This is a genomic window from Synechococcus sp. WH 8016, from assembly GCF_000230675.1.
In the GTDB taxonomy this organism is placed as follows: Bacteria; Cyanobacteriota; Cyanobacteriia; order PCC-6307; family Cyanobiaceae; genus Synechococcus_C.
Genome location: NZ_AGIK01000001.1, coordinates 326,926 through 350,513 on the forward strand (window position 1 = coordinate 326,926; position 23,588 = coordinate 350,513).

Annotated in this window: 23 protein-coding genes; 7 read left to right on the plus strand and 16 right to left on the minus strand. The window is 55.2% G+C overall.

Annotation, left to right across the window (positions count from 1 at the left end; all coding sequences use genetic code 11):
• The first annotated feature begins 72 nt into the window (after window positions 1-72).
• Window positions 73-1,290 (plus strand): DEAD/DEAH box helicase, encoded by a 1,218-nt coding sequence (locus SYN8016DRAFT_RS01750; protein ID WP_244279125.1) that lies wholly within the window; start codon window positions 73-75, stop codon window positions 1,288-1,290.
• 10 nt (window positions 1,291-1,300) lie between these two features.
• Here the strand turns inward: SYN8016DRAFT_RS01750 and fmt are convergent, their stop codons facing one another.
• The 11 genes from fmt to SYN8016DRAFT_RS01805 form a co-directional block, all read right to left on the minus strand.
• Window positions 1,301-2,329 carry a methionyl-tRNA formyltransferase gene (gene fmt, locus SYN8016DRAFT_RS01755; RefSeq protein ID WP_006852505.1) on the minus strand — a complete coding sequence of 343 codons (1,029 nt, stop codon included), beginning with the start codon at window positions 2,327-2,329 and terminating at the stop codon, window positions 1,301-1,303.
• Between the two features lie 10 nt (window positions 2,330-2,339).
• Window positions 2,340-3,707: a TldD/PmbA family protein gene (locus SYN8016DRAFT_RS01760; protein ID WP_006852506.1), complete on the minus strand. Its 1,368-nt coding sequence runs from the start codon at window positions 3,705-3,707 to the stop codon at window positions 2,340-2,342.
• A 2-nt stretch (window positions 3,708-3,709) separates the two neighbouring features.
• Window positions 3,710-5,059, minus strand: a complete 1,350-nt coding sequence (locus tag SYN8016DRAFT_RS01765) for a TldD/PmbA family protein (RefSeq protein ID WP_006852507.1) — start codon at window positions 5,057-5,059, stop codon at window positions 3,710-3,712.
• 176 nt (window positions 5,060-5,235) lie between these two features.
• On the minus strand, window positions 5,236-6,321 hold the full coding sequence (acsF, locus tag SYN8016DRAFT_RS01770) for a magnesium-protoporphyrin IX monomethyl ester (oxidative) cyclase (RefSeq protein ID WP_038013126.1): 1,086 nt from the start codon (window positions 6,319-6,321) through the stop codon (window positions 5,236-5,238).
• A gap of 75 nt (window positions 6,322-6,396) precedes the next feature.
• Window positions 6,397-6,846: a DUF2996 domain-containing protein gene (locus SYN8016DRAFT_RS01775; RefSeq protein ID WP_038013129.1), complete on the minus strand. Its 450-nt coding sequence runs from the start codon at window positions 6,844-6,846 to the stop codon at window positions 6,397-6,399.
• Window positions 6,847-6,891: 45 nt separating this feature from the next.
• Window positions 6,892-7,428, minus strand: a complete 537-nt coding sequence (locus tag SYN8016DRAFT_RS01780; RefSeq protein WP_006852510.1) for a hypothetical protein — start codon at window positions 7,426-7,428, stop codon at window positions 6,892-6,894.
• Window positions 7,425-8,054 (minus strand): flavin prenyltransferase UbiX, encoded by a 630-nt coding sequence (locus SYN8016DRAFT_RS01785; protein ID WP_006852511.1) that lies wholly within the window; start codon window positions 8,052-8,054, stop codon window positions 7,425-7,427. Before SYN8016DRAFT_RS01785 ends, SYN8016DRAFT_RS01780 begins: the two co-directional genes overlap by 4 nt.
• A gap of 4 nt (window positions 8,055-8,058) precedes the next feature.
• Window positions 8,059-10,416: an RNB domain-containing ribonuclease gene (locus SYN8016DRAFT_RS01790; RefSeq protein WP_006852512.1), complete on the minus strand. Its 2,358-nt coding sequence runs from the start codon at window positions 10,414-10,416 to the stop codon at window positions 8,059-8,061.
• Window positions 10,417-10,542: 126 nt separating this feature from the next.
• Entirely contained in the window at window positions 10,543-10,848 is a 306-nt protein-coding gene (locus tag SYN8016DRAFT_RS01795) for a TMEM165/GDT1 family protein (protein WP_006852513.1), read from the minus strand.
• A gap of 7 nt (window positions 10,849-10,855) precedes the next feature.
• Window positions 10,856-11,185: a TMEM165/GDT1 family protein gene (locus SYN8016DRAFT_RS01800; protein ID WP_006852514.1), complete on the minus strand. Its 330-nt coding sequence runs from the start codon at window positions 11,183-11,185 to the stop codon at window positions 10,856-10,858.
• Window positions 11,178-11,552, minus strand: coding sequence for a YkgJ family cysteine cluster protein (locus tag SYN8016DRAFT_RS01805; protein WP_006852515.1), 375 nt, complete (start codon window positions 11,550-11,552; stop codon window positions 11,178-11,180). The genes SYN8016DRAFT_RS01800 and SYN8016DRAFT_RS01805 overlap by 8 nt, the downstream gene beginning before the upstream one ends.
• Window positions 11,553-11,670: 118 nt before the next feature.
• Here SYN8016DRAFT_RS01805 and psb30 point away from each other — a divergent pair, with 118 nt between their 5' ends.
• Window positions 11,671-11,778: a photosystem II reaction center protein Ycf12/Psb30 gene (gene psb30, locus SYN8016DRAFT_RS01810; RefSeq protein WP_038013133.1), complete on the plus strand. Its 108-nt coding sequence runs from the start codon at window positions 11,671-11,673 to the stop codon at window positions 11,776-11,778.
• Here the strand turns inward: psb30 and SYN8016DRAFT_RS01815 are convergent.
• Window positions 11,757-13,121, minus strand: a complete 1,365-nt coding sequence (locus SYN8016DRAFT_RS01815) for a chloride channel protein (RefSeq protein ID WP_006852518.1) — start codon at window positions 13,119-13,121, stop codon at window positions 11,757-11,759. The two genes, psb30 and SYN8016DRAFT_RS01815, sit on opposite strands and share 22 nt — an antisense overlap.
• Window positions 13,118-15,013, minus strand: a complete 1,896-nt coding sequence (recJ, locus tag SYN8016DRAFT_RS01820) for a single-stranded-DNA-specific exonuclease RecJ (protein ID WP_038013136.1) — start codon at window positions 15,011-15,013, stop codon at window positions 13,118-13,120. The genes SYN8016DRAFT_RS01815 and recJ overlap by 4 nt, the downstream gene beginning before the upstream one ends.
• 61 nt (window positions 15,014-15,074) lie before the next feature.
• On the opposite strand from recJ, the gene SYN8016DRAFT_RS01825 reads away from it, so the two are divergent.
• Genes SYN8016DRAFT_RS01825 through SYN8016DRAFT_RS01835 form a run of 3 tightly spaced genes read left to right on the plus strand, consistent with a single transcriptional unit; the run spans window position 15,075 to window position 17,105 of the window.
• Entirely contained in the window at window positions 15,075-15,839 is a 765-nt protein-coding gene (locus SYN8016DRAFT_RS01825) for an HAD-IA family hydrolase (protein ID WP_006852521.1), read from the plus strand.
• Complete coding sequence (locus SYN8016DRAFT_RS01830) at window positions 15,839-16,174, plus strand: DUF565 domain-containing protein (protein ID WP_006852522.1); 336 nt, start codon at window positions 15,839-15,841, stop codon at window positions 16,172-16,174. Before SYN8016DRAFT_RS01825 ends, SYN8016DRAFT_RS01830 begins: the two co-directional genes overlap by 1 nt.
• Window positions 16,164-17,105: a kinase gene (locus SYN8016DRAFT_RS01835; RefSeq protein ID WP_253909761.1), complete on the plus strand. Its 942-nt coding sequence runs from the start codon at window positions 16,164-16,166 to the stop codon at window positions 17,103-17,105. Before SYN8016DRAFT_RS01830 ends, SYN8016DRAFT_RS01835 begins: the two co-directional genes overlap by 11 nt.
• Window positions 17,106-17,107: 2 nt before the next feature.
• Here SYN8016DRAFT_RS01835 and rpmF read toward each other — a convergent pair whose 3' ends face one another.
• Entirely contained in the window at window positions 17,108-17,284 is a 177-nt protein-coding gene (rpmF, locus tag SYN8016DRAFT_RS01840; protein ID WP_006852524.1) for a 50S ribosomal protein L32, read from the minus strand.
• An 87-nt stretch (window positions 17,285-17,371) separates the two neighbouring features.
• On the opposite strand from rpmF, the gene ftsH reads away from it, so the two are divergent.
• Both ftsH and SYN8016DRAFT_RS01850 read left to right on the plus strand, forming a co-directional pair.
• Window positions 17,372-19,267: an ATP-dependent zinc metalloprotease FtsH gene (ftsH, locus tag SYN8016DRAFT_RS01845; RefSeq protein ID WP_006852525.1), complete on the plus strand. Its 1,896-nt coding sequence runs from the start codon at window positions 17,372-17,374 to the stop codon at window positions 19,265-19,267.
• Between the two features lie 56 nt (window positions 19,268-19,323).
• On the plus strand, window positions 19,324-22,110 hold the full coding sequence (locus SYN8016DRAFT_RS01850) for a UPF0182 family protein (RefSeq protein ID WP_006852526.1): 2,787 nt from the start codon (window positions 19,324-19,326) through the stop codon (window positions 22,108-22,110).
• 20 nt (window positions 22,111-22,130) lie between these two features.
• Here SYN8016DRAFT_RS01850 and SYN8016DRAFT_RS01855 read toward each other — a convergent pair whose 3' ends face one another.
• Together SYN8016DRAFT_RS01855 and SYN8016DRAFT_RS01860 are read right to left on the minus strand one after the other, a co-directional pair.
• The gene (locus SYN8016DRAFT_RS01855) at window positions 22,131-22,550 is read right to left on the minus strand and encodes a DUF805 domain-containing protein (RefSeq protein ID WP_006852527.1); all 420 of its coding nucleotides are present in this window, start codon (window positions 22,548-22,550) and stop codon (window positions 22,131-22,133) included.
• 432 nt (window positions 22,551-22,982) lie between these two features.
• On the minus strand, window positions 22,983-23,585 hold the full coding sequence (locus SYN8016DRAFT_RS01860) for a peroxiredoxin (protein ID WP_006852528.1): 603 nt from the start codon (window positions 23,583-23,585) through the stop codon (window positions 22,983-22,985).
• Between the last annotated feature and the right edge of the window lie 3 nt (window positions 23,586-23,588).

The window sequence follows — 23,588 nt, forward strand, 5'->3', positions numbered from 1 at the left end:
TTCGCTCTGCTGGCCATTTCCGCTTCTCCTGTTGCATCTGAGTCCACAGCCTCTGGTTTTGATTCCCTTGGTTTGAGTCAGCCGTTGCTGAAGGCTTTGCAGGAGAAGGGATACACCGCTCCGTCGCCGATTCAATTGCAGGCCATTCCCGCTGTGATCTCTGGTCGGGATGTGATGGCGGCAGCGCAAACAGGAACGGGTAAAACCGCAGGCTTCACGCTGCCAATGTTGGAGCGCCTGAACCATGGAGCGCGTCCTGGACGCGCACAAATACGCGCCTTGGTGCTGACCCCTACGCGTGAGCTTGCTGCGCAGGTGTTGGCGAGTGTTCGTGATTACAGCAAGCATCTTCCGCTGACCAGCGACGTGGTGTTTGGTGGTGTCAAGATCAACCCTCAAATTCAACGGTTGCAGAAGGGCGTTGATGTGTTGGTTGCGACCCCAGGCCGCTTGTTAGATCTGCTCCAGCAGGGGGCTGTTCGTTTCGACCGCGTGGAATTTTTGGTGCTTGATGAAGCCGACCGAATGTTGGATATGGGGTTTATTCATGACATTCGGCGTGTGATTTCTCGCCTTCCTGATCGTCGTCAAACCCTGATGTTTTCGGCCACTTTTAGTGCGCCAATTCGGAAACTAGCAACAGGCCTGCTTGATCATCCTGTTCAAATTCAGGTGGCCCCTGCCAACCAAACCGTGCGCTCTGTGGAGCAGGTTGTTCATCCTTGCGACATGGTCCGCAAGATTGATCTGCTCAGCCATCTCATTCGCAGTGGAGAATGGCTCCAGGTGTTGGTCTTTTCCCGCACGAAGCATGGTGCCAACCGTGTTGTGGAACGTCTCAGTCAGCAGGGTCTCCTAGCGGCTGCCATCCATGGCAACAAGAGCCAGGGTGCGCGCACTCGCGCTTTGCAGGGATTTAAGGACGGTTCGGTGCGCGTTCTTGTCGCCACCGATATCGCAGCCCGAGGAATTGATATTCAGCAGCTGCCTCATGTGGTGAATCTCGATCTCCCGAATGTTGCTGAGGACTATGTGCATCGCATTGGCCGTACAGGTCGGGCTGGAGAAACTGGACACGCCATTTCTCTCGTTGCTGCTGAAGAGGCACTGCTCTTGAAGGCAATTGAACGCTTAACGGGTGAGTCCCTTCGTCGAGAAAACGTGCCGGGATTTGAGCCCACCGTTCTCAAGGCCGCCCCCCTGGATCTGAGCGGAGGACGGGGACGGCGCTCAGGAGGTTCATCGCGCCGTCGGCAAGACACGCGTAGCACGAGAACGTACCGCCGATAACGCTATTTCGTTACGTAAACGTGCCAAACCGTTGTTTGGGTGCCGCGTTTAGTTGTTGGATCAGGGAGTCGCCATGGCTCCGCCCTTTCCCTTCCAGCTGCGCAGCGCGAATCAGGATTGGGCAGCCATTCGTGCTGACCACGACGCCCATTCCCTTTACAGATTCCAGCACTGTGCCTGGTGGATGCCCTCCTGTGGGCCAGCGGCCGATGAGGGGGTGCACCTCTGCCGGCAGCTCTTTTCTCAAGCGATCGATGAGCGGTTCGCAATGCAGAAGTTTGAGGCGTTTGTCGTTCCAAAGCGTGACGGCATTCGGATAGAGCGCCATCACCTTGCGATGAATGTTGAGTGCCGATGCGGACCAGTCGATTTGGTGGTCTTGTTTGGTGAGCATGCGTGCGTAACTGGCTTCTCCAGGACGATCGGCCTGGTCGACCAGCTTCAGCCTTGCTCTGCGTTCGGGTTCGGACCCGTGTCCTGCCGATTCGATCAATGGCAAAGCTTCCACCATCAGATCAGCTGTCAGAGCACTCATCCGCTCGGCCAGGGTGTGGCCGTTATCGAGTAGCCCAATCGACAGGTTCCTTTCGATCAGAACGGGTCCAGTGTCGAGGCCTTCTTCCATGGCCATCACCCCCACACCTGTTTCGGAGTCACCTTCCAGCAGGGACCACTGAATCGGTCCTGCACCTCGCCAGCGGGGAAGCAGAGATCCATGGCCGTTCCAGCATCCCAGCGGCGGTTGATCCAGCACACTTTTGGGCAAAATTTGCCCGAAAGCCACCACCACGGACAGATCGGCGTGGAGCTCAGCGAGTTGCTGTTGACAGGTTTTGTCCTGTTTGATGCGTTCGGGGGTGAAAACCGTTAACCCCAGCTCAAGAGCTTTGGCTTTCACCGCTGAAGGAATCAACGTCTTGCCGCGTCCCCGGCGTCGATCCGGCTGGGTGACCACTCCCACAAGCGCATGGCCAGCTTGATGGAGAGCCACCAGTGTTGGCACGGCATAGTCGGGCGTTCCCCAGAACAAAATGTTCATCGAGCGAAGCTCAGGCCTCTCCCGTGATCGCTAAACCATCCACCCAGACATGGGGTGAAACGCCTTGATGGGTCACCACCTCATGGGGTTCTAGGTGAACGATTCCTTTCAAAACCTCGCGGATGTCGCCAGCGATCGTGGCTGCTTCCACAGAGATGCGCTCACCATCCTTCACGAGCCAGCCATCAAACGGCAGCGAAAAGGCTCCTTGGCTGGCTTTTACGCCTGCATGGAGTGCGCTCAAGCTTTCAATCAACACGAAGGGCTCTTGGGTGCTGCGATGGTCGAGATGGGGAGAGGGACTGATCAATCCTTGACTGGAACTCACTTCAAACCAATCCGGTCCAACGGAGACCTTGGCTCCGAGTCCGGCGTGACCGGTGGGAGACACTCCAAATTGACGTGCTGTGGCTTCGGAATGGAGAAGATTCTCCAATGTGCCGTTGCCGATGAGGCAGAGCCGTTTGGTAGGTGTGCCTTCTCCATCAAAGGCCGCTGCCCCCACGTGATCGGGATGTAACCCGTTGTCGTGCAAATTAAAAAATGGCACGGCGAGCTGTTGGCCAAGCGACTCTTTGCTGCTCAGGCTGACGCCATCGAGAATCGATCTGGCATTGAGCATGCTGCTGAAGGCACCAATCAGATCAAGGAATGCCTCCGGTGTGAAACAGACCAAATAACGACCGGTATCAATCGGTTTGTAGTTGAGATGACTGATGGTGCGCTCGGCTGCTTCCTTGATACAGCCGGCAAGGTCAAGATCGGCACTGCCAAGCGCAACGCGAACGGCCCCACCGCTGCGTGGTTTTCTGCCGCTTTCTTCGGCACGGGCATACAGGTAGAGGCTTGCCTGAGTGCGTTGCATGTGGCGAAGTGCCCCCTCGCTATTGAGGTAGATCCGCTCGCTATTGCCTTCGGTTAAGCCGTTGTAGGGGACGGTTTCGATCGCAGGATGTTTGGAAAGCAGCTCCCCTTCCACCTCTTTCAGGGTGCTGAGCAATTTTTGAATGCTCTGAGAGGGTTTTAGCGGCCGATCAAGCTCCGGAATCGGTGCCGTTGCCAGGGGTGAAAAGCCTGGGATGTCTTCTGTGTTGCCAAAGGAACTGGCCTGATAAGCGCCATGCAGGGCTTTTTCGAGGCCTCCTGGAGAAAGGTCAGACGTGCTGGTTACACCAACCAGTCCTTGCTCATTCCAAACGCGAACGGTGATCGAGCTGCGTTGAGCCGCTTTCATTTGCTTGGCTTCACCCCGATCCACTTGCACCGAGGCATTCATTCCTCGGCTGGCTCCAAGGTCCCATCGACGGATTCCGTCCCTGGTGGCGAGGGTGTGGAGCTGATCGCGGAGCTCTTTCACATTGAGAGGTGTATGGGTCATGCTCAGCGGCCTCCCACCGTGATCGAATCAACCTTGATGTGGGGTTGCCCCACCGTGACAAAAATGCTGCCGCTTACCGAGCCGCAGTATCCAGCGGCTAAGTCGAGATCATTGGCGCACATGGAAATCCTTGGCATGACTTCCTTGGCTTCACCGATCAAGGTGGCCCCTTTGACCGGACGGCCTAATTGGCCATTTTCAATGATGTAGCCCTCTTCCACAGAGAAATTGAATTGACCGGTGGGTCCCACACTTCCGCCGCCCATGGACTTGCAGTACAAGCCACGATCAACGGATTGGATCAGTTCATCGGTGCTGTGGGGGCCTGCAGCGATGTAGGTGTTGCGCATGCGGCTGGCAGCTGCAAATCCATGGTTTTGCCGTCGACCACTTCCCGTTCGCGGATGTCCGGTGCGGAGTTCACCGGCGCGATCGCTCAAAAATCCTTTTAGGACGCCATTTTCAATGAGGACGGTTTTCTGCGATTCCATTCCTTCATCGTCCATCGATAAAGAACCGAAGGCACCGGTACTCAGCCCTTCATCAATCGCGGTCACAGCCGGATTGGCAATCGTTTTTCCGACTTGATCGGCAAACGGGGTTGTCCCCCGTTCCACTTGGGTGGTTTCGAGCAGATGGCCGCAGGCCTCATGGAAAATCACGCCTCCAAAACGATTGGCGAGGACCACAGGCATTTGTCCTCCATCCACGTAATCGGCATGAAGCATGGTGGCGGCACTGCTGCACACTTCGTTGGCGGCTGCATCCACATCCCACTCCCGCAAATCATCCGGGCGGTCGCTCGATCCAAAGCGGCGAGCGATGCTTGCACGATGCTCACCATCGGCGGCTAAGACACTGAGGCCGCTGGACTGATGCAGGCGGATGTCGCGGGCATAGGTTCCATCACTCGCAGCCACAAGCACCTCCTGCCAGTCGCGTGAAAAGCTGCCGCGACGCACGTCAAGATGCTGTCCGAGCTGATCCAGTCGCGCTGTTCCTTCCAGCAAACGTTGGGTGATTTCAGCGAGCTCAGGTGACTGAGCGAGCCAGGCATCTTTCTTCGCACCAAAATCTTTGAGCTGATGGAGACCTTGAAAGCCTCCTTCGCGCTGGAGACCGTTGTGTTCCAGTTCGAGCATGGCCAACGCTTGGTCCAGTGCTTGGACAAGGCCTGATTCACTGAGGTCGTTGGTGCTAACGAACCCATCTCGGTGTCCAAGGAAGACCCGAATCCCCGCTCCCATCCCGAAGGATGGAGACACGCTGGTGATGCGCTCCTGTTCGGCGAGAACGCCGAGGTGATCTGTGCGTTCTAAGAACACTTCCACAAGATCAGCGCCTGCACGCATCCCTGTATGGAGAAGCGTTTCCAGGCGATCTTTCCAGGGTGTGTGGCTCGGATCCAGATTGAATGTCTGGTTAAGACCGGGATGGGTGACGACCAAGCCCCTCGTCTGCGTCAACCTTGATTATGGAGAATCGCGGAAGGAATCGGAGATAGGGGCTCTGGTTGCTTTGGCAGCCCTCAACGAACGCGGGGGTGGTACTGATCGCTGCGGATCGGTGCCATGAAGAACAGGGACGCCATTTGAACGCCGTTGGCCACCCAATGGGGAAGTTTGCGCAGCACTTTGATGGGTGCAGGGGAGTGCGTTGCATCCACAGCGCTGAGCGCTGCGTTGTTGTTCACCAGGCGCTCGAGACCATCGAAAAAGCGGGGATTTTTCACGTCGAGGACCACGGGGAACACCCGTGCCGTGTTTTCGTTCGTCTTGTCGATGACCAAGCGGTCGTATTCGCGCGCATCCAAACCGAGGGATTCGTAAAACTCTTTGCGTGCCACATCACGGACATACATGGTGGCGAAGACCGCAAGAAGGAAAAAACGGCACCAGAGCCTTGCGCGCAATCCCCTAACCGTGTCCGGCTGAGCTTTCATTAAAGCGTCGAAGAAATCACCGTGGCGATTTTCGTCCTGGCACCAATTTTCGAAGAAGTTGAAGATCGGGAAAATCTTGCAATCTGGATTTTGCTCAAGATGGCGGAAAATGGTGATGTAACGCCAGTAACCAATTTTTTCAGACAGATATGTGGCGTAAAAGATAAATTTCGGTTTGAAGAATGTATAGCTTTTGCTGGCCGTTAAGAAGCCAAGATCCAGCTGTAGACCAAAATCGCTCATCGACTTATTGAGGAAGCCGGCATGCCGAGCCTCATCACGGGCCATGTGCGAGAAGCATTCGGCAAGGAGGGGGTTCTTGGTTTTAATCCGACGGCTGAGCTCTTTGTAAAGCAAAAATCCGGAAAACTCAGACGTGCAACTTTGCTCTAAAAATTCAACGAATACTTTGCGAGTCTCGGGGTCGAGTTGATCGGCAGCTCCCTCAAATTCGCCATTGCGGACGAAGTGATGACGGTTGTAATCCTTGCGAAATTCTTCGCAGATAGCCTCTAATTCCGCCTCATTCGGCCGCAGATCCATCGCGGCCATCGCCTCGAAATCTGTCGTGTAAAAACGAGGGGTCAGGATCGTGTCCTTCTCCGGGTCTTTCGCCGTTACGTTGGATCCTGGTGCTGCTGTGGCTTCCGTCACGGCTGTTGGAGGCACCATCGGTTGCATCAGTCACTACAGCCCATCGTAGGTCGCCCTCTGGTAACCCCGCAGCCCACTGTTACGAGCTCTCAGTTAATTCCCACCTAGCCATTTCTGGCCATTCAGACGCTGCAGCAAACGGGACTGGAGCAGGGCCAGATTGATGCGCTTTTCGTCGATTAAAAAAGACTCCAGCAGGCTTGGCTCTGTACCGGACTCTGCAAGCGCAATCGTTTTACCGGATGTGATCGAATCCGATTCAAAGCAAACCCAGAAGCGCCGATCGCCAGGGAGGGCACCGGTGAGCATCCAGCATTGGCCTCCCACCACGGGACGATCGCCTTCAACTAAATCGATCGAAGCGGTGATTTGGTGATTGGTGCTCAGCGCTTTGCTGAGAGATGGGATCAGGTCGTCCTTCATGAACGCCTGAAAGGGCTTGTCCTCCAGCTTGGGCTTTGGAGCAGGCTTGGCTGCAGGCTTCGCTGCGGGCTTTGCCGCTGATTTAGCTTCAGCTTTGGGTGTTGCGGGAGTTTCGCTCACCGGACTTTGGTTGCTGGGCGAACTGTAGACAGCCCAGTGCGCTCTCTACCAATCATCGCCAATCTGTTGATTCCAATCGTCGGCCTCAGCGCCTTCTCCTCTCCCGGCATCAGCCGCCGATGGATTGGCCTGTTGTTCCCTTGGCTTGATGGGGTTGGTGTCGGCGGCCTGGGTTGCTGAGGTCGTGGCTTGATTGCCTCGATGCACCACCCTGAACGGCACCGAGACGGTTGGGGCTGGATCGCGCACGTCCCGTTCTGGCCAGGGCGTGGGTTGAGCCGGTCTGGCCTGGGATGGTTGCTCGCGAGGCATCGGCTCGTGAACATCGGGCCCTGTGGCTGGACGCCGAACCTCTCGGCGCAGCACAGGTCTTGAGGTCACCATCGCTAATCCCCCCACTGCGCTGACGCTCGATCCCAACACGGTTGCGACGGCGATCCAGGCCCCAATCGGCAATGGTGGCAATCTCCAGGTGAGCACCCGCAACGATGAGGCTTGTCCGAGATTGAGGGTTGCGATCAACAGCATCACCACCACCGGACTCAGACAGGGAATCAGCAGCAAGCGTTGAAAAGGCGTCATGGCTGGCGCCCCTGCCAACGGTTCAAAGGACTTAATTCCTCACCGAGGGAGTCGAAGAGGCGTACGACGAGGAAATCAACCATCTCGCTGAGATTTTGAGGTTGGCTGTACCAGGCAGGAATGGGGGGGGCAATTCTTGCTCCCGCTTCCGCGAGCGTTGTGAGATTGCGGAGATGGATCAGGCTCCATGGCATTTCTCTTGGAGCAAGCACCAGGGGTCGGCCTTCCTTGAGATGAACATCCGCACAACGTTCGAGAAGATCACTGGCGACACCGGCGGCAATGCGTCCCACGGTGCCCATCGAGCAAGGAACAATCACCATGCCCCGAGTGGCCACACTGCCACTGGCAATGGTGGCGGCTTGATCTCCCCAGCGATGGCAAATTAGAGATCCGGTCTGAACATTCAGCCGCGTTCTCCAAAAGCGTTCCTGAAGCTCAGGATCGACGGGCACTTGGATGGATTGTTCCGCGAGCCAAACCTCATGGGCACCACGACTCATGATCAGGTGAACGCTGCGTTCCCGCTGAAGCAGCAGTTGCAGGGCCCGCTCGGCAAGCGGTTGGGCTGAGGCACCGCTCACTCCTAGGACGTAAGGACGATCTCGTTGCTCCGAGAGGGACACGGCCTTAACCCTCACTCACGGCCACCGGCAGTGGCGACGCATCCTCAGCTTCTGCCGATGCCATCACGATGTCCAGGTCGATTTGATTGCGCAGGACATCCACCTTGGTCACACGCACCGTCACGGGATCTCCAAGTTTGTAAACGCGGCGGTTGCGTCGACCGACTAAGCGATTTTGGCGTGATCGGTATTCGTACCAATCGTCGTTCAAGGAGCTGACATGCACGAGTCCCTCCACCATCGAGGGGGCAATTTCCACGAAGAATCCATAACTTTGAACGCCGCTGATGACGCCTTGTTGCTCCTGATCGAGCATGGGTTCGGCACTTCGTGCCTGAGCCATCGCAATCACATCTCGGCAAAGCTCTGCCTGCTGACGACGCCGAGAATTGAGCCGTTGTAGGTGGCGTTCTTGGAGCAGCTCCTCCAATCGTTGTTGCAGAGACCCACTAAACAGGGGCCAGGTCAGCGTTGAAGCAGCCCCTTTGCTGCCCAGGTTGACCGTTTCTTTTTGGCGAACGCTGGGACGATCTTTGCCGTCGTTGAGCAGTTGACACAGCACCTGCTGGTTCAACAAATCGGCGTAATGCAGGGTGGGACAACACCAAGGAGCCAAGAGGGGAGTCGATCCGTCCTGAGCGGGCAGAGACGTGTCTTCTGTCTCGGTCGCTGATGCATCGTCTTCCCCTGCAATGTCCTCGCTGCCGTGCGTGATGTGCTTTGCTTTCGCCTGCATCAAACGGAACTGGGGATCGGGAAGGGTCTGTTTCAGCTGAAGGTTGAGCACCCGTCTGGATGGGCTTGCGATCAAGGCTTGAGCAAGTTCGGATGCCGAGGTGGTGCCCTCCTCATCCAGGGAGAGGGGTAGCTCTAAGGCAATGGCTGCTTTGGCAACATCATTCAGAGCTCCACTTTCGGGCTCGTTGGCTTGAAGCACCAAAGCGGGAAGATTGAAATCCTGGCAATGCTGAGTCCAGGTTGCATGCGCTGCTCGCAGGAAAACCGCCAAGAGTGAGAAGGGATCCTCTTCCCTTAGGGGCTCCATCCACTGACGATTGCCCCCATCAGGTTCGCTGGCTCGGAGGTCTCCCAGAGAGTCCAAATCGGGTGTTGGGAGATCCAATTCGATCTGACCCTGCTTCAACTCGGCGGCGTGAAGAGCTTTGGCACAAAAAATCAGGGTCTCGAGTTGTCCGATCTGATCTTTGATGGATTTGAGGGCTGCTGGAATGGCACGAGATCGGGGTTTTCGCCCCGCCAAAGCTGTCAAAGCCCCAGATGTCACCTCAGCGACAGGGCGAATCTGCGTTAAACAAAACTCCCAATCGCGTGCCTCACCTTCAGAGTCGAAATCAACGCGAAGACTCACCGCGGCTTGGGACTCACCAACGTTGAAGGCTGCCGCTTTGGCCAGGTTGGGACTCAGCAGCGGGATCCACTTATTGCCGAGACAAAGAGCTTCGCTTTGTTCGCACAGCCATTGATCAAGGCTGTTTCCGGGGTTAACGCGTTCAGCCACTGCAGGAGCATGAATCCATAGCTGGGTCCCACCTTCATGGGGGCTGACATGGACTGCAGGTAGGTGGGGAGCACCATCCATCACCCAGTTGTTCAGGAGCAAACAGGGCTGATCGGTGAGGTCCTTGCGACGTTTATCTGCTGGTGCCTTAATCGTGGTTCTGGGCGCACTTGCCCTGGTATGCAGATGGGCCTTGGTGAGTAAGAGATCGCGATCAGCATCCACTCCGCCGTTGAGTGGCAACGATCGGGCCACATGACCGCGCGCTGGGTGTTGAGCGATCGGATAGCGATCGAGCTGCACTTCAACCACCGATGTGGCTGGTCCCTCAAGGCGATAGTTGCTATCGCCTTCGGGTAATTCGATTGAGGCGAGCACTCGATCATCGAGCGGGACGGCGAGCAGGCGCTCATCCTGTTGTTCCACCTGGGCCAGAAGGCTCGTCGTGGCTCTCTGCAAAATGCATTGCACCCCTCCTTCTGGAGATCGGCGTCGGCCTGCATCACGGATGATGCGCACCAACACACGGTCGCCATTCCAAGCGTGATTCAGCTGATGGTCACGGATGTAAATGTCTTCACCGCCGTCATCACGAATGGCAAAACAGAACCCTTTGCTGCTGCAGCGCAAACGGGCTTCGATTAACCCGATTTCATCGCCTCTGGAGACGGAACTCTCCTCTTCAAGGCTCAGCACTCCAAGCCGATCAAGGCCCTTAAGCGCAATGCTGAGTGAGTGTTTGTCGGCTCGATTCGTTAATCGGAGAATTTTCTCGAGCTTGCTGACCTCAAGGGAACCGTCGTGGGGGACCTGGTCGAGAAGGTCGGCGACCGTGAATTTCATCGGAGCGTGAAAGAAACCGGCCTTCAGGACCGGGAGTTGAATCAAAACCGTTGCACTCGAAGAGTTGGTAATGCAACGGCTGAATGACCAACCGACTCTAATCGCCCGACTTGCGCAATCCCCTTCTTATTCCTCCGTCTGGGTGGATCCCAGCCCGGCTTGGAGCATGGGCAGGAGCAAGCGGCCTCCGATCACCAGGAATCCTGTGGAGGCCACCAGTTGCAGCCACTCGGCGGGAATCACAGCCGACAAGGACCCTCCAGCAACAGCACCAATCAAGCTGGCGAGCACTAAAGCGCTGGACGATCCCAGAAACACCGCCAACGGTCGATCGGATGTGCCGCTGATGGCCACTGTTGCCAGTTGGGTTTTGTCACCGAGCTCTGCCAGAAACACGGTCACAAAAGTGGAAATGAGGAGGGCGAAGTCCATAACAATTTCAGAGTGATTGGGTCTCTATCAATGACTTCAAGGCCTGACTTCCCAGCCACAAGCCCAGTCCCACCATCAACAAACCTGCCATTTGTTCCAGGCGTTCTGGGGGAAGGATGGTGGAGAGCCAACGTCCCACCAAGACCCCCACCAGGCTTGAACAGATCAAGGCCAGCGCGGCCCCGATAAACACCAACCATGGCTCGCCGGATTGGGCTGACAGAAGAAGGGTTGCCAATTGGGTTTTGTCACCCAATTCAGCGAGGAAGACGGTGGTAAAGGTGCTCAGCAGAACGGCATTAAAACCAAGCTTGCTGTCGCTACCTGCTTCAGTCATCGGAATCCTGACGTGAGCGAATCAACCGCTCGAACTTACGCAGTTCCAGGCTTCTTCCGCCATGAACCGATCGAATTTGCTGTCGACAGCAATCAATGGCAAAGCCATTGACCTCCTCCGCTGGTACCGCAAATAAATCGGCTAAGCCGCTCACCCGGCAAAAGTCGGGTCGGTCCTCATAAATCCTGCAGCGCCGGCCTCCCTGGTCGAAATGCTTGCACCATCCGTCTTCTCCCACCATCTCCAAATAAATCGTTTGCTGGTCGTCCGATAACGCTTCAAGAGCTTCCGGTCGTTCGGCCGGCGCAAGCCTGCAACATGCTCCGCATTGACTCAGGCATGACCAGTGAAGAGAAGGGCGGCTCATGGCTCAATTCAAAGGCTGCTGTGACAAGGCATCACATTGATACCTCTCGATCAGGGCAATGCGGAGGAAAGCCCCGTACCCTTTTTGAGGCATCATGCTGATCAACTGCTTTCCTTCCATGGGATTTGATATCCACCTGATTGCAAATTTTGGGGCCCTTGCTCTCATCACGCTTGCTGGCCCAGCAGTGATCTTCATTCTCTTCTACAGGCGCGGAGCTCTCTGAAGCTTGGCGAGTGCGTGATACACCGGTGTTCGGGAGACCAGCCGGCCGGTGTAAGCGGCGATGACAGCCGTGAGACAAGCTCCTGCAAATAATTGTTGATCGCCCACCAGTCGCCAGGAAAAAATCAGGGAGACCAGTGGCAATTGGGTGGCTCCAGCGAGTCCGGCTGCTAACCCAAGGCCAACGCCAACTTGGGTGCTGAATCCGATCACAGCACAGACCGTGTAGCCGAGAACGGCACCAAACGTCAGGGATGGATCGATCAATCCGCCTGGGACTCCAGGTGCGAGGGCCAGCATCGGTCCGATCACTCTGACCACCGTGATCCAAACGCTCATCAGACCCGAGCGGACATCACTGTGCTCGGAGCCAAGTTCGGGCATTCCTTGACTGAGCAGTTGCCTCACGAGTGCCTCACCATCCGCCGTGCTCGTTCCCCAGCTCAACAGGGCAAGCAAACTGAGCGCCCCGCCAAGGCAGAGACCGGTGCGCAGGGGTCGCTGCCGGACCATGGGAGCCAAACGCGCTGTGGTCCAAACCAGACCACGGTTGAAGAATCCACCCACAAGACCAGCGGAGATCCCGATGGGAATGGCCAGCAACAACTGCTCTGTTTCTGGCGCGAACACATTGATCAGACCCAATCCAAAGATCGGCTCTCCCCCAAGGTTTGAAAACCCAGCAGCAGCGACGCACACCAGCAAAGCTGGCCAAATCGTGACGATGGAATATTCAGCGGTGAGCTCTTCAAGCATGAACACAACGCCAAGCAGAGGCGTGTTGAAACCACCGGCTAGGCCCGCACCTCCACCAATGGCAACCATCTGCCGTTCGGTGAGAGCTGGCAACCAATTGGGCCAGCGTTTCTGAGTGGCGCGTGCCACGGCAGAGCCAAATTGCACCACCGGCCCTTCCCGGCCCAGAGGAAACATGGCTGCTGTGGCCACTGACCAAAGGATTCCTCTGTGCAGTGTGCTGCCTGCTTCCATCGCGGCTGGCATCAACGAAGGATCCTCCAGAGCGTTCATCGTTGAAGGAATGCCCGATCCAGCGCCTCCCCGCCACGGTCCCCGTTGAAGAATCAACAGGATTGGCATCACCACTAACGGGGCAAGGGCAATCAGGAGACCAATCGAGCTCCAGCCGGTTTGGCCGGTTGTTGGCAGGAAATGGAAGAGCCACTCCTGAATTCGATCAACGAGATTCAAGGGGAGGCAAGCCAGGCCGATTAAGACACCAACAACGAGCAAGCCAATGAAATGGCGCCCAAGTCGACGGATCTCGTTGAAGACCGCTGCTGTGCCACTGAAACGTGAGCTGGTGGTTTTGCGTTCAGAGGTCATGGAAGAAGGCCAAGGCCGATGCAAGCGTCTCGGATGAGGTCAGCAACGTAAGGGTGTCCTGCTCTGCTGTCTTCAGTTTCAAATACACCGTTGCGGTTGATTAGCCCAGACAGTCGCTCTCCAGAAGGGTTCTCAATCTCTACGGTTGCGTCGTCGGGGCTCGTGCAGCGATAAACCCCCAGGCCGCGGTGGAGATCCAAGCAGGCGTGATGTTCTCGTAGAGCCTGGATTTCGAGTTGCAGTTTTGCTTCTCCTTGCCAACGGTTGAGGCTGATCCGATAGGCAACATCCACGATCGCTGGCAGGGGTTGGGTTTGCTGCCAGCGCCAAGCGATGGCTTCCCTTTCACAATCTCCCTGCCCCAGGGTGAGTTTCAGGTGTCCGCCGCGCAGCAACCGTTGGGAGATCACCTTGCAGCCTCTCGACCAAAACAATGGCGCTGGATGGCCGATTCCAAAGGGTTCAAGAGAAAGCAACGCCGACCACAGGTCGTGATTGATCGCTGAGAGCGAGAGGAGGGCTTCTGGTGCCACAAGAATTCCCTCCCCACGCGTTTGGATCCAGGACTGAGCCAAGCCATTGAGCTCCTCATGGAGGCGATGCACGTGCTCGGCTTTCACCGTGAATCCACCTGCGGCGGGGTGGCCACCATGGCGTTCCAATAGAGCGGTGCAGTGGTCGAGGGCTTTGTCGACAGCGAACCCTTCGGGTGCACGAACCGAGGCCCGCATCAGGCCGTCGCCATCCGCAGCTAGCAAGGCGGTTGGGCGTTGAAATCGTTCCATCAATCGTGCCGCAACGATGCCAATCACGCCGTGATGCCAGTGGCCTTGGGCGAGCAGAAGAAACGGTGGTAAGGGATCACGGTCAGACTCCAATAAGGCCAGGGCCTCGGCCTCAATGGCATCGCAGAGCTCTCGTCGCTGTCGGTTGAGACTGTCGCATTGGCGGCCCAGCTCAATGGCGCTGTTTTGGTCGTCTGCGGTGAGCAAATCCACCACCAACTGGGGATCGCCAATCCGTCCCACCGCGTTGATTCTGGGGGCCAGTTGAAAACCGATGTCATCAGCGCGCAGGGGGCGATCGCCGAGTCCTGCAAGTTGCTGTAGGGCGCGCACTCCTGGGCAGTTGCTTCGATGGAGATGAAGCAATCCTTCTCTGAGAAGGGTTCTGTTGGCGCCTGTCAGCGGTGCCATGTCGGCCACCGTTCCAATGCAAAACAAATCACGAGCACTGGCGATGGCCGCTGGCTGGCGCATGCGTTCTGCGAGTTCGCGCGCTACGACGTAGGCGAGACCAACGCCGGCTAATCCGCGATAGGGAGAGTGTTCCGGGGTGGTAGCCGGATGAATCAAGGCGAGAGCTTTGGGGCGTGTCTTTGGGAGCGTGTGGTGATCGGTTAGCACCACCTCGATGCCCAGATCCTCTGCCCTGCTCAGGGCCTCATGGGCTGCCACTCCGTTATCGACAGTGACAATGAGCCGGACTCCATCGGCGTGGAGCTCATTCACCATCGAGCAGTTCAAGCCGTAGCCATCAGCCATGCGGCTTGGGATCGCGGCTTGGGGTTCCGCGCCCAAGGTGCGCAAGGTGCGAAGCAACAGCGCAGTGCTTGTCATGCCATCGGCGTCGTAGTCGCCACAGATCGCAACGCTCTCTGCCGTTAAACAGGCCTGATGCAAGCGTTGGACGGCCTTGTCCAATTCGGGGAAGTGGCCATCAGGTTTTGGGAGGGGTGAATCACTCAGAAGTGCATGGACCTGATCTGGTTCTGTCAGACCACGGCGGAACAGCAAGGCCTTGAGGGGAAGAGGCAGTGGAACCGCATCCAAAGCCCCGGGGTCAATGCCCCTCGGTAGTTGCCATTGCTGAACGGACACGGCAGACGGCAACGGGCAGGTGCTCAAGCAGCCTGCATTGTGCTTCGTCCTTCAAGCTGTTGCCATGAATTGCATGACCGTCATGCCTGTCTTGAAGACCGTGTTCTGGGATGTGGATGGCACCCTTGCGGACACGGAAATGGATGGGCATCGACCTGCCTTCAATCGAGCTTTTGCAGAACAGGGTTTGGATTGGACCTGGGATCCAGAGACCTACAGAGCCTTGCTGAGCATTCCTGGTGGAAGCCTTCGGATGAAAACGTATGCCCAGCAGCAGGGAGAGGTCTTGACTGACGCGCAGTTTGCTCAGCTGCGCGTTTCAAAACAGCGTCACTATCTCGATGCAGTGCGTTCCGGCGCGGTGTCTCTTCGCCCAGGGGTCGCAAGACTGCTTCGTGAGCTTCAGGCTCGGGCGATTGATCAATGGATCGTGACCAGCAGTGGCGGTCCGTCCGTATCGGCATTGTTGGACACCCTGTTTCCCGGCGGCGACCATCCCTTCGCTGGGGTGATTAGTGCCGATGATGTATCGAGGCATAAACCCAGTCCTGATCCTTATTTAAAAGCGCTGGAACGCAGCAAAACCGAGCCGAATGCGGCTTTGGCACTGGAGGATTCAACCCCGGGTCTTCTTTCGGCCAGAACGGCTGGACTGCGTTGTCTGCTCATGCCTTCTCCCTGGGATCAGGAGCTCCATCGGTATCAAGATCAGGCCGAGGCGGTGCTGGATCATCTAGGGAGTGCCCAGTGTCCATGCACTGTTTCGAGCGGCCCCCCTTGTGTGGATGGCCTTGTCACGCTGGAGTACCTGCAGATGCTTCTCGTCTTACCGGATTGATGACGACCCATCTCACCCGCTATGAACAGTTTCAGAGACGGATTGGTGTTCAACTCACCCAAGCGCTAACGGGATCTTGGCGTCGCCGGAGCCTGGGTGTTCTCTCCCTGCTGCTGGGGTTCCTTTTGGGCAGCAACTTCACCATGTATTGGTTTCAACGCGTCGGTCAACGTCCGTTTGTGGTGCTCACCATGGTGATCGTCATTGAGCTGTTGGTGCGAGCAAGGACCTATGTGAAACGGGAACCCTGGCCGATTGGTTGGCTCGCGATCGACAACATCCGGATTGGAGCTGTCTTTTCAGTTGTGTTTGAGGCCTTCAAGCTTGGTTCTTGACCCGTTGCAAATGGCTCCCAAGGGTTGGCCTTTGCTCCTTGAATCCTTGGGCTGGTCAGATCCCGAACTCTGGTGGAGCCATTGGCAGCAACGCGGTGGTTTCGAGCTTGCGCGTCGCGTCTGGCCCGCGGACGTAAAAGATCAATGGCTGCTGGGAGTGGCCTTGCCATTGCTTTCACAGGCCGAGTCTCTCTTGCAGATGGGTGGCCGTCCTTTGCTCGGATTGAGTGCGCTCCCTGGATGCGGAAAAACCACGCTTTGCGATTGGCTTGTGCACGCCAGCTCGGAGTTGGGATGGTCGATCGCGTTCCTTTCGATCGATGATTTTTATTGGCCTGGTCCAGAGCTTGATCGACGGATGGCAGGAAATCCCTGGGGAGTGCCCAGGGCCATACCGGGGAGTCACGATCTGGAGTTGATGGCCACAGCGCTCGATCAATGGCGAGAGACGGGGGAGTTATTGGCCCCTCGCTTTGATAAATCCCTTCGCGACGGTCGCGGGGATCGCAGTGAATGGGTCCGCTCCACCCCTGATTTAGTGGTTTTGGAGGGATGGTTCGTTGGCGTTCTCGTTTCCGATCAGGCTTCTGAGGCAGAAAACATCCATTCACTCGCGCTGACGACGGAAGAGCTTGTGTATCGCCAACAGCTCTTTCGTCTCGTACCTGACTATGCACCGATTTGGAATCGGATCGATAAGCTCTGGCACCTCAAAGCGCAGAGCGGCACTTCAAGTCGGCTCTGGAAGCGCCAGCAGGTCGAGACCCAAGCCAAAACAACGGGAGTTCACGTGTCTGAATCCGCTGTTCAAGATTTTGTTCGGATGATTGAAACGGCATTTCCAGCAGCTTGGTTGCAGGATCTGCATCAATCTGATGTTGTGATCGATCTCACGAACCAACGCGCTGTTCGTGAGATCACCTTGAAATGAATTCAGTCCTCGCTGTCATCAGCATCAGCAACCGGATACACAAAACCCTGTGCGCGACCACTCAACACTGATTTGCCGATTGACATGGCACGTTGTGCAGCAGTGGCTGCTTTTGCCTTCCAAACAGCATGCCGTTGATTGCGCTTGCTCTTAGAGGTTTTCTTCTTCGGTACAGCCATTGCAGCCGGAACTCTTCCAAACGCCCATAATCTCCTTTCGAGAGTCCGCTCGTCAAATCGCTACTCTTAATACATCGCAGGAACGGTGTGAGTTCAGGTCCGGAAGATCGTGAAATCATTGTCTCCCAGGCATCTGGGAGCGATGCCAAGGAAAAGCCCACCAATCCTTTTGCTCGCTTTAAATCGGATCCACCGCCGAGTTACAGCGAGTTATTGACGCAAATTTCAGCGGGAAAAGTCAAAGATCTGCAATTGGTTCCTGCGCGTCGGGAAGTAATTGTGGAATACGACGATGGTCGCAACGCCACGGTTCCCACCCTGGCGAACGATCAAATGATTTTGCGCACAGCCGAAGCCGCTGGCGTTCCCCTGACGGTGAAGGATGTTCGTCAGGAACAGGCCTTGGCTGGGTTGGCTGGAAATTTGGCCCTGATCGTTCTGATTGTGGTGGGCCTTTCCTTTCTTCTCCGGCGCTCAGCGCAGGCCGCCAATAAGGCCATGGGCTTTGGGCGCAGCCAAGCGCGGATCCGCCCTCAAGATGAAATCACCGTTCGATTTGAGGACGTTGCCGGAATTAGCGAAGCCAAGGAAGAACTCCAAGAGGTTGTGACCTTCTTGAAGCAACCGGAGAGTTTTATTCGTTTGGGTGCGCGCATCCCTCGGGGGGTGTTGCTGGTGGGACCGCCAGGGACGGGAAAAACATTGCTTGCCAAGGCCATCGCTGGGGAGGCAGGGGTGCCGTTTTTCTCCATCGCGGCCTCTGAATTTGTTGAGCTGTTTGTGGGTGTGGGTGCCAGTCGTGTGCGCGATCTGTTTCGCAAAGCCAAGGAAAAATCGCCTTGCATCATTTTTATTGATGAAATTGATGCCGTTGGTCGTCAACGCGGTGCAGGAATTGGTGGAGGAAATGATGAGCGCGAGCAAACCCTCAATCAGCTGTTAACTGAAATGGATGGTTTTGCGGATAATTCAGGCGTCATCCTGCTTGCTGCCACCAACAGGGCTGATGTGCTCGATACGGCATTGATGCGTCCCGGCCGGTTTGATCGTCGTATTTACGTTGATCTGCCCGACCGCAAGGGGCGTGAGGCGATTCTTGCCGTTCATGCCCGCAGTCGGCCGCTTTCAGACGACGTGTCTCTGGCGGATTGGGCCTTAAGAACCCCAGGCTTTTCCGGTGCTGACCTCGCCAATCTCATCAATGAGGCTGCGATCCTGACGGCGCGAAATGAAAGCTCTTTTGTGGGGAGCTCTGAATTAGAAGCAGCGCTCGAACGCATCACGATGGGGTTGTCTGCCTCTCCTTTGCAAGACAGTGCCAAGAAACGGCTGATTGCTTATCACGAAATTGGCCATGCCCTGGTGGCAGCCCATACGCCTCACGCCGATCCCGTCGACAAAGTGACGTTGCTTCCCCGCAGTGGCGGTGTGGGCGGATTCACCCGATTTTTCCCTGATGAGGAGGTGATTGACTCCGGCTTGGTCAGCAAGGCTTATTTGCGGGCCCGTCTTGTGATGGCTCTGGGTGGTCGTGCTGCTGAGATGGTGGTGTTTGGACCAGGTGAGATCACCCAGGGAGCGAGTGGAGACCTGCAAATGGTGTCTCATCTCGCCAGAGAAATGGTGACTCGCTTTGGATTTTCTTCTTTGGGGCCCGTTGCTCTTGAAGGTGGAGATCAGGAGGTGTTCCTTGGCAGAGATCTCATTCATACGCGTCCCTCTTATGCGGAAAGCACAGGGAAAGCGATTGATGCCTGCGTCCGCCAGCTGGCAATCCAGGCTCTCGATGCGGCGATCACCCTGTTGGAACCTCGTCGCGAGGTGATGGATCGTCTTGTTGAGGCGTTGATTGCGGAAGAAACACTATCGAGTTCTCGCTTCTATGAATTAGCTGGCCTGGATCATCCTCAAAACGGAGAGAATCGATTGATAGAAAATAATTCTCATCAACCTGTTCTGGCTCAGAAGCCAGCTGCAACTTGATTCGCTCCACTGCAGTGGCAAATTCAGTGGTCAATCCAGTGGCAAAAATCTTCCGGATGATCGGGCGTTTTGGGATCTTGTTGATCCCATTGATTGTAATTTTTTCAAGACTGCAGGTTGAGTGGTACTGGTTCGATCAATTTGAACTTGGGTCTGTTTACGGCAAACGCTTATTCCTTCAATTAGCAGGCGCATTCATTGCCTTTGTGTTCGTGGGCAGTTGTGCGTTTTGGCGTCAGTCTTGGTTGCGACCACCTCAAGCAGAAAAGGACGAGAGAAGACCTGTCCTAACGGGGTATCGCTACGGGCTCTGCCTCTTGGCATGTCTTCTGGTGATGCTCACCGTTTTAGCCATTGATACCCGTTTGGCTTGGCTGGCCTGGAGTGACCCCTTTTCACTGTCGTATTGGTGGAGTCTTCCCTTTTCGACAGGTTGGCCGCTGCTCAGCTTGTCCATTCTGGTGCTGACGTTGATCATGTTCGGCTTGACCCGCAGCCGTCGTCTAGGTCTTGCCCAGGTTTATGGAAGTGTGTGTATCTGTTTGATCGTTGCGCGGAGTTGGGGACTTTGGAGTCTTGCTCTTTCAATTCCTGACCTCGGCCGCGTGGAACCGATGCTGGGGTCTGATGTGAGCTTTGGTTTAGGTCGTTTTTCTGCGATCGCGCTGGGGCTTGAATTAGTACTTTTGCAGCTTTTACTCACCCTTAGTACTGCTTTATGGAGTCAATTAACACGTTCAACATGTCTCAGTGATTGGGCGTTCTCAGGATTAACGAAGCGTCAACGACATGGTTTGAGGCCTGGTTGTGCACTTTTGTTGGTGACTTGTTCTGGCTTGATGTGGCTTTCAAGGCACCAGTTGCTTTGGACTCAGGATGGAATCGTTGCAGGTGCAGGTTGGCTCGATGTTCATCTGCTGCTTCCTTTGCGATCGGCGGGAGCTGTTGCGCTGCTTGTGTTGGCGATTGTTGTTTTGCCGTCACCCTTTTCCAGTTTTCGTCGTCGTCAGCTTCGGCTGATTTTGTCCTGTATCGCGGTGGCCTCCTTTGGCTTGGAAATGGTGTTGTTTCCGCTGATGCACTGGCTTGTCGTGCGCCCGCGGGAATTACAGCTGGAGACCCCCTATATCAGTCGTGCGATTGAGGCCACACGACAGGCCTATCAATTGGACCGTATTACCACCCAACAGTTTGATCCTTCTCCTCGCTTGAGCCCTAAGGATCGCGAGCAAGGTGCCAGTACTTTGCGCAATATTCGTTTGTGGGATAGCCAACCTCTACTCGCAACAAACCGACAGCTGCAGCAGCTCAGGGTTTATTACCGCTTTACGAATGCAGCCGTTGATCGCTATCAATTGCGTCCTGATTTACTTGAACGCCAGCAAGTGATGCTCGCTGCGCGTGAACTCGACCAGGCAGCTCTCCCCAAGCGGTCACGCACTTGGCAGAATCGTCACTTCGTGTTTACGCATGGCTATGGATTCACATTGAGTCCAGTGAACTCCAGAGGAGCCGATGGGCTCCCTGATTATTTCATCAGTGACATCGGTCGTTCAGCGAGTATTAGTGGTAATAAATTCCTTGATATTAGTCGCGAAGATGTCAAGAATAATGTGCCAATTGGTCGGGCTGCGCTCTATTTCGGAATGCTTCCATCTCCCTATGCCGTTGCTCCAACGCAAATCGAAGAGTTCAATCATCCAGAAGGCGATGAAAACACATATAACCATTATTCAGGTAGAGCTGGTGTGCCACTGGCGTCTTTAGGGCAGCGGATTGCGGCATCGATTTACATCCGTGACCCAAGGTTGCTGAATACGGGCGTCTTGCAATCGGATTCACGTTTGTTGTTGCGACGTGACGTTAAAAAGCGTGTGAAGGCTTTAGCACCTTTTTTGCAGTTGAAAGGTGATCCCTATTTAGTTTCCGTTCCCATGGAGTCTGGTCTTGATCAGTATCAGGAAGATCAACATCAGTATTGGATTGTTGATGGATACACCAGCTCTAACACCTATCCCTATGCCTCAATCCTTCCTGACGGACAAGAGATGCGCTATGTACGCAACTCAGTAAAAGCCATTGTTGATGCCTACAACGGAACAGTGCATCTCTATGTGAGTGAACCAGACGATCCAATGATTCGTGGTTGGCAGAAGGTGTTTCCCGAATTGTTCCAGCCCTTGGCTGCTATGCCACCGTCTTTGCGTCAGCATCTGATGGTTCCTAGTGCCTTGTTTGAATTACAGGTTCAACAATTGCTCCGATACCATGTAACGAATCCACGTATTTTTTACAGTGGAGATGATGTTTGGCAGGTTCCAAAAGAGCTGTATGGAAAAACACAGATTCCTGTGGCTCCTTATCACATTACGGCGCAAGTGAAGCCGAGTGTTGATTCCGAATTTTTACTTTTACAACCCCTTACGCCACTTGCCCGTCCCAATCTCTCCGGTTGGTTGGCGGCAAGAAGCGATGCTGAGCATTACGGAGAGCTGATCCTGTTGCGCTTTCCTAGTGATGTTCCGATTTTTGGTCCTGAGCAGATCCAGGCTCTGATCAATCAGAATCCCATCATCAGCCAGCAGTTTGGCCTATGGGACCGTGCGGGCTCTCAAGTTGTTCAAGGCAATCTTTTGGTCGTGCCACTCGGAAATGCCCTTCTCTATGTTGAGCCGATTTATCTCAGAGCCCGTCGTGGTGGGTTGCCAACCTTAGTGCGTGTGGTTGTTAGTGATGGCAGTCGCGTGGCAATGGCCAAGGATTTACGCGGGGGCCTTGATGCCCTATTGCAGGGAACTGGTTCGAAAGATGTTGTCGTGCAGGATCTTGATAAGGCATTGTGAAGCCAACCTTCACGATCAAATCATCCTTTCTGGCGACGATATTCTTTTAATGCTTTGCCTGGTTTAAATAGAATAAATAGGCCCCATAGCAGCAATGGCACTGCTACGAGAAAGGTATAGGCTCCAACCTGTGGTGATCCATCAAGTGGCTGTGGAATTTGACTGAGAATCCAGACTGGTACTAACCACCAAGGACTGATTCCTATGTCGTTGAGTCTTCGAATATCAACTGGAACCATGATCAACAATGCTGAAATTGTGGTTAGGGAGAGGTTGTTATCCCAGGTTTCCGGAGTAATTTCCAATCCTACTAACATGCACAGGCCAATATTGACAGCAAGGATGAGTGAGAGGATGAGCAGTCGCTTAATGACCTCGCCTAAATAGTCAAGCCTTCCAAGCTCTCCTTTCCAGCTGAAGAATTGAAGTAGACCTTTCATCAGTGCCCTTGATCGATCCTTTCAGACTGGCTGAAAAAGCACTGATTGGCAACGAGCATTTCTGGATCACAGGGATGGCTAATCACCGCTGATGACCTTCTGTGAGTCATGCGTTCATTAACTTCAAACACACGGTGGCTGCTACCACGAGACAGCTAGCAACAACAATGAATCCCATTGGATTGAGTCGAAGATAGTTTCATCATTTGTCTTTCAGGCACCCCATGCCTGTCTCCGATGAGACTAAATCGCAAATTCAACGTATGCCCGTTCTCAAGCCTCTGCGGTCTTTTCAAGTGGCTTCTCTAGGGAGTTGCTGCTTACGCTCAAAACGACTCAATCGGAGTTTGATGAAATGGCGCACCATTAAAAAACGGGACAGATCGTTGACCTGTCCCGTGTGTCATCATGCGGCCCTTTGGCCTTGAGTCCCTAACCGATCGCAGCAAAAAACTCTTTGCTGCCCTTGGGATCAGGCTTCATGGTCTTCTCGCCTGGTGTCCAGTTAGCTGGGCAGACTTCATCTGGATTGGACTGCACATACTGGAATGCCTGCAAGACACGCAGGGTTTCATCGACATTCCGGCCAACGGGGAGGTTGTTGATCGTGGCGTGCATGATCACACCCTCAGGGTCGATGATGAACAGGCCACGCAGGGCCACGCCTTCAGCGTCATCGAGAACGTTGTAAGCAGTGGAAATTTCCTTCTTCAGGTCTGAAACGAGCGGATAGTTGATATCGCCGATGCCGCCCTGATTGCGTGCCGTTTGGATCCAAGCCAGGTGACTGAATTGGCTGTCAACGGAGATGCCCAGCACTTCGGTGTTTTTGCTGGAGAAATCTGAGTAGCGATCGCTAAACGCCGTGATTTCTGTTGGGCAAACGAAGGTGAAGTCCAGTGGGTAGAAAAAGAGCACCACGTACTTGCCGCGGTACTGAGACAGGCTGATTTCTTTGAACTCCTGATCAACTACAGCGGTAGCGGTGAAATCAGGGGCCTGTTGGCCCACGCGCAGGCAACCGTTGTCGGTCATGAT

Excerpts from the sequence above, each read along its gene's own strand:
- fmt (WP_006852505.1), bottom strand. The coding sequence starts at position 2,329 with ATGAACATTTTGTTCTGGGGAACGCCCGACTATGCCGTGCCAACACTG.
- SYN8016DRAFT_RS01760 (WP_006852506.1), bottom strand. The coding sequence starts at position 3,707 with ATGACCCATACACCTCTCAATGTGAAAGAGCTCCGCGATCAGCTCCAC.
- SYN8016DRAFT_RS01765 (WP_006852507.1), bottom strand. The coding sequence starts at position 5,059 with ATGCGTGCAGGCGCTGATCTTGTGGAAGTGTTCTTAGAACGCACAGAT.
- acsF (WP_038013126.1), bottom strand. The coding sequence starts at position 6,321 with ATGGTGCCTCCAACAGCCGTGACGGAAGCCACAGCAGCACCAGGATCC.
- SYN8016DRAFT_RS01780 (WP_006852510.1), bottom strand. The coding sequence starts at position 7,428 with ATGACGCCTTTTCAACGCTTGCTGCTGATTCCCTGTCTGAGTCCGGTG.
- SYN8016DRAFT_RS01790 (WP_006852512.1), bottom strand. The coding sequence starts at position 10,416 with ATGAAATTCACGGTCGCCGACCTTCTCGACCAGGTCCCCCACGACGGT.
- SYN8016DRAFT_RS01795 (WP_006852513.1), bottom strand. The coding sequence starts at position 10,848 with ATGGACTTCGCCCTCCTCATTTCCACTTTTGTGACCGTGTTTCTGGCA.
- SYN8016DRAFT_RS01800 (WP_006852514.1), bottom strand. The coding sequence starts at position 11,185 with ATGACTGAAGCAGGTAGCGACAGCAAGCTTGGTTTTAATGCCGTTCTG.
- SYN8016DRAFT_RS01805 (WP_006852515.1), bottom strand. The coding sequence starts at position 11,552 with ATGAGCCGCCCTTCTCTTCACTGGTCATGCCTGAGTCAATGCGGAGCA.
- psb30 (WP_038013133.1), top strand. The coding sequence starts at position 11,671 with ATGGGATTTGATATCCACCTGATTGCAAATTTTGGGGCCCTTGCTCTC.
- SYN8016DRAFT_RS01815 (WP_006852518.1), bottom strand. The coding sequence starts at position 13,121 with ATGACCTCTGAACGCAAAACCACCAGCTCACGTTTCAGTGGCACAGCA.
- SYN8016DRAFT_RS01825 (WP_006852521.1), top strand. The coding sequence starts at position 15,075 with ATGACCGTCATGCCTGTCTTGAAGACCGTGTTCTGGGATGTGGATGGC.
- SYN8016DRAFT_RS01830 (WP_006852522.1), top strand. The coding sequence starts at position 15,839 with ATGACGACCCATCTCACCCGCTATGAACAGTTTCAGAGACGGATTGGT.
- rpmF (WP_006852524.1), bottom strand. The coding sequence starts at position 17,284 with ATGGCTGTACCGAAGAAGAAAACCTCTAAGAGCAAGCGCAATCAACGG.
- SYN8016DRAFT_RS01850 (WP_006852526.1), top strand. The coding sequence starts at position 19,324 with ATGATCGGGCGTTTTGGGATCTTGTTGATCCCATTGATTGTAATTTTT.
- SYN8016DRAFT_RS01855 (WP_006852527.1), bottom strand. The coding sequence starts at position 22,550 with ATGAAAGGTCTACTTCAATTCTTCAGCTGGAAAGGAGAGCTTGGAAGG.
- SYN8016DRAFT_RS01860 (WP_006852528.1), bottom strand. The coding sequence starts at position 23,585 with ATGACCGACAACGGTTGCCTGCGCGTGGGCCAACAGGCCCCTGATTTC.